The following is a 2,895-nucleotide window of genomic DNA, read 5'->3' as shown; positions in this document are numbered from 1 at the left end:
CTATCAAGATTATGTTAATGAATGGAAAACGTTGATCGAAGATATTCAATTGAAGCAGGCTCCGAGCCTAGAACTTGCGACAGAGCAAGCGAGGGTTTTATCTGGAGTTGAAAGACCAATCGAATCTTTGTTGAGAGCAATCCAAAAAGAGGTTGCTCTATCAAAAGTATCATTGTCAGAAAATCAAAAAGCCGCTTCTGAAGTTGCTGGTAAAGTTGCCAAAGTTAAGTTTTCAAATACGGCAGATAGACTAGACATGTATTTACCTGAAGAAAACGGTTTCAATGTTGCTCTACCAGGTAAAGAAGTCGAATCGCATTTTTCAGAGATCTTACGCCTTGGTGAGCAAGACTTTGATGATATTCAACAAGCAATGGTTAACTTGCGTTCGTATTTAAGTGACTTATCAAGCTCTGGTAACAATCAGAAAATTGCCTACAAAAGTATTTTAGATGGAACCGTTACACAAGATGTCGCAGCTTCCTTTGCTCGTGCTAAAGAACTTTTGCCGAGACCATTTAATCAATGGCTAGGTGAGCTTTCTCAAGAGTCGGTCAAGTTTGCGGAGAGCGGTTCGAAGGATCATCTAAATCAACTTTGGGTAACACAAGTGGTGCGTCCTTATCAGCGGACTATTGCTGGCAGATATCCATTCGAGCCCAATGCGAGCAGAGAAGTCAGATTGAAAGACTTTAAGCGATTCTTTGGTTATGGAGGTACGCTTGACGCATTCTTCCAAGAATACCTCGAACCGTTTGTGGATACTTCGAAAAGTCGTTGGCGATTAGAAAAGGAAATTGGAGTTCGTCCAGAAACACTAATGGTCTTTCAAAGAGCGCAACGTATCAGGCAGTCTTTCTTTGAATCTGATAATTCATTACGCGTAGAGTTTGGGATGAAGCCTGTTTATCTAGACCAGCACATTACTCGATTTGTCTTAGAGTTGGGTGGACAAGATTTGGTTTATAAGCATGGACCAGCAAGAGCTAAATCGTTGAGTTGGCCTGCCGGTCAAGATCAGACTCGAATTGTGTTCACACCACCTGAATCTAAACGCGAAATTGCGCATACCTATGAAGGTGAGTGGGGCATATTCAAGCTTTTGGATCAATCACTTAAAGCAAGGCCAGAATCGCGTAAAGACAATATAGTTATGATTGATTTAAAGGGAAATAAGGTGCAGCTAGAGCTTATTCCTTCTAGTGCCATTAATCCGTTTTGGTCAAATGAAATGGAGAGGTTCAGATGTCCACGAACCTTATAACATCAGGCTGGGGCTATATCGGTAAAATGCCTGCAAAAGGGGACTTTGTGAAAGATGGTTTATCACAAGATTTCTCGGAGCGTTGGCATGATTGGCAACAGGCGGTTATTGCAGTCAGCAGGGAACAACTGGGCGAAAGCTGGAATGAGCACTTTTTAACGGCTCCTGTGTGGCACTTTGCTTTGGATATTAGCTATTTAGAAGACTCAACCTACATTGGTAGCATGATTCCTAGTGTTGATGCATGCGGTAGATACTTTTTCTTTACTATAGCTCGTGCCGTAAAAGGTGAAGCTGCGCAATATTGGGGTGACAGAGCTTGGACCGAGGACAGTGCCGCTCTTGCTCTTTCAGTACTTGAGGACGACTTTGTCTTTGATGTTTGGCATAAAAGTACTCAAGAAAAAAATGACCTCGTTGCGAATGTGACAAGTGAAGTGAGGCCTCTGGAGTTTCTTTATCAAAGCCAAATATCTACAGTTTTTCATGATCACGGCAATACTGATCAAAACACGCTTTTGAATTTCCTCATTAAAGAGAAATTGAGTAAACCATGTTTTTGGTGGACTGAAGGTTCAACGAAGGTTGAACCATGCATGTTCATTACTAGTGGATTCCCTTCAATTGGTCAGTTTTCAGCCATGCTTGATGGCGGCTGGAAAAAGTGGAATTGGTAGGATAGAAGAATGAATTGGAACTATTTTACCTTTGCTAAATCGCACGCAGGAAAAGTACGCCCTTATAACGAGGATGCTCTGTTGGATATGACAGAGCAGCATATTTGGGTGGTTGCCGATGGAATGGGTGGACACAGTGCTGGCGATATAGCAAGCCAGATGCTAGTGGATAGAGTCGCGCGCCACATGCAGGATGTCTCCAATACTAATATCGATGATATCCGAAGAGTGGTTCAAGAAGCGAACTTAGAAATTTACCAATACGCACAAAATCACTTAGACGGTAAAACGATGGGAACAACACTTGTTTTGTTGTTTATTCAGGATGGGTATTACCACTGTCTTTGGGTGGGGGATAGCCGAATTTACCAGCTTAGAAGTGGTAATTTTGTCCAAAAAACACGTGATCATAGTCAAGTCATGGACTTAGTGGATCAGGGCTTATTGGCATTTGAAGATGCCGAATCTCACCCTCTTGCAAATGTTATTACCAGAGCTGTTGGGGTCGACGAAAGTGTCACTATTGATCAAGTTTCAGGGCAGTTGGCTGATGGCGATCAGTTTCTACTCTGTAGCGATGGACTCTCTAAGGAACTTACGAGTGATGAAATTCATCGGACATTGTATGCAGACTCAGTCAACCAAGCTGGATTAGCGCTCATGCATTCGGCTTTGGTTCGGGGCGCAAGTGATAACGTAACTTGTGCTTTGATCAAAGTTCGCCAAGCGCAAACGGAGTGCGAAACAGTAACTAGAGAAGACGCGACAATACCTATCTTTCTAAGAGGGAGAGCTTATGAGTAATGAAATGTTTGATTGGTATGAACAAGCGTTGGCTCCTATATCTCAAGAAAATCCTACAGGTGTTGATCCTAGAGAGGATGTATCACCACAGTCTGCTTACTATCGGTTGAAAGATCAGCGTATGGCCGCCCGCAACGCTGAACGTAATGC

At 42.8% G+C, this 2,895-nt stretch carries 3 protein-coding genes and 1 pseudogene; all 4 read left to right on the top strand.

The window, feature by feature from the left end:
• Positions 1-1,264, top strand: a 1,264-nt coding sequence (gene tssM / locus CAG68_RS09405) for a type VI secretion system membrane subunit TssM (RefSeq protein ID WP_161441040.1), incomplete at its 5' end; no start/stop codon positions are given.
• A complete protein-coding gene (gene tagF, locus CAG68_RS09400) occupies positions 1,246-1,941 on the top strand; it encodes a type VI secretion system-associated protein TagF (RefSeq protein WP_033907013.1) in 696 nt (231 codons plus the stop codon). The genes tssM and tagF, both read left to right, overlap by 19 nt.
• A gap of 9 nt (positions 1,942-1,950) precedes the next feature.
• On the top strand, positions 1,951-2,745 hold the full coding sequence (locus CAG68_RS09395) for a PP2C family protein-serine/threonine phosphatase (RefSeq protein WP_054730198.1): 795 nt from the start codon (positions 1,951-1,953) through the stop codon (positions 2,743-2,745).
• A pseudogene (locus tag CAG68_RS09390) lies at positions 2,738-2,895 on the top strand (type VI secretion system ImpA family N-terminal domain-containing protein); the annotation flags it as partial. The gene CAG68_RS09395 and the pseudogene CAG68_RS09390, both read left to right, overlap by 8 nt.

It is taken from the genome of Vibrio sp. V42_P2S4T144, assembly GCF_009904715.1.
GTDB classification, from domain to species: Bacteria; Pseudomonadota; Gammaproteobacteria; order Enterobacterales; family Vibrionaceae; genus Vibrio; species Vibrio alginolyticus.
Note: the sequence above shows the minus strand (reverse complement) of the source record. Positions and strands in the feature narration are given on the sequence as shown.

Bases quoted from the DNA above. Each gene is read 5' to 3' on its own strand.
- tagF (WP_033907013.1), top strand. From the start codon at position 1,246: ATGTCCACGAACCTTATAACATCAGGCTGGGGCTATATCGGTAAAATG.
- CAG68_RS09395 (WP_054730198.1), top strand. From the start codon at position 1,951: ATGAATTGGAACTATTTTACCTTTGCTAAATCGCACGCAGGAAAAGTA.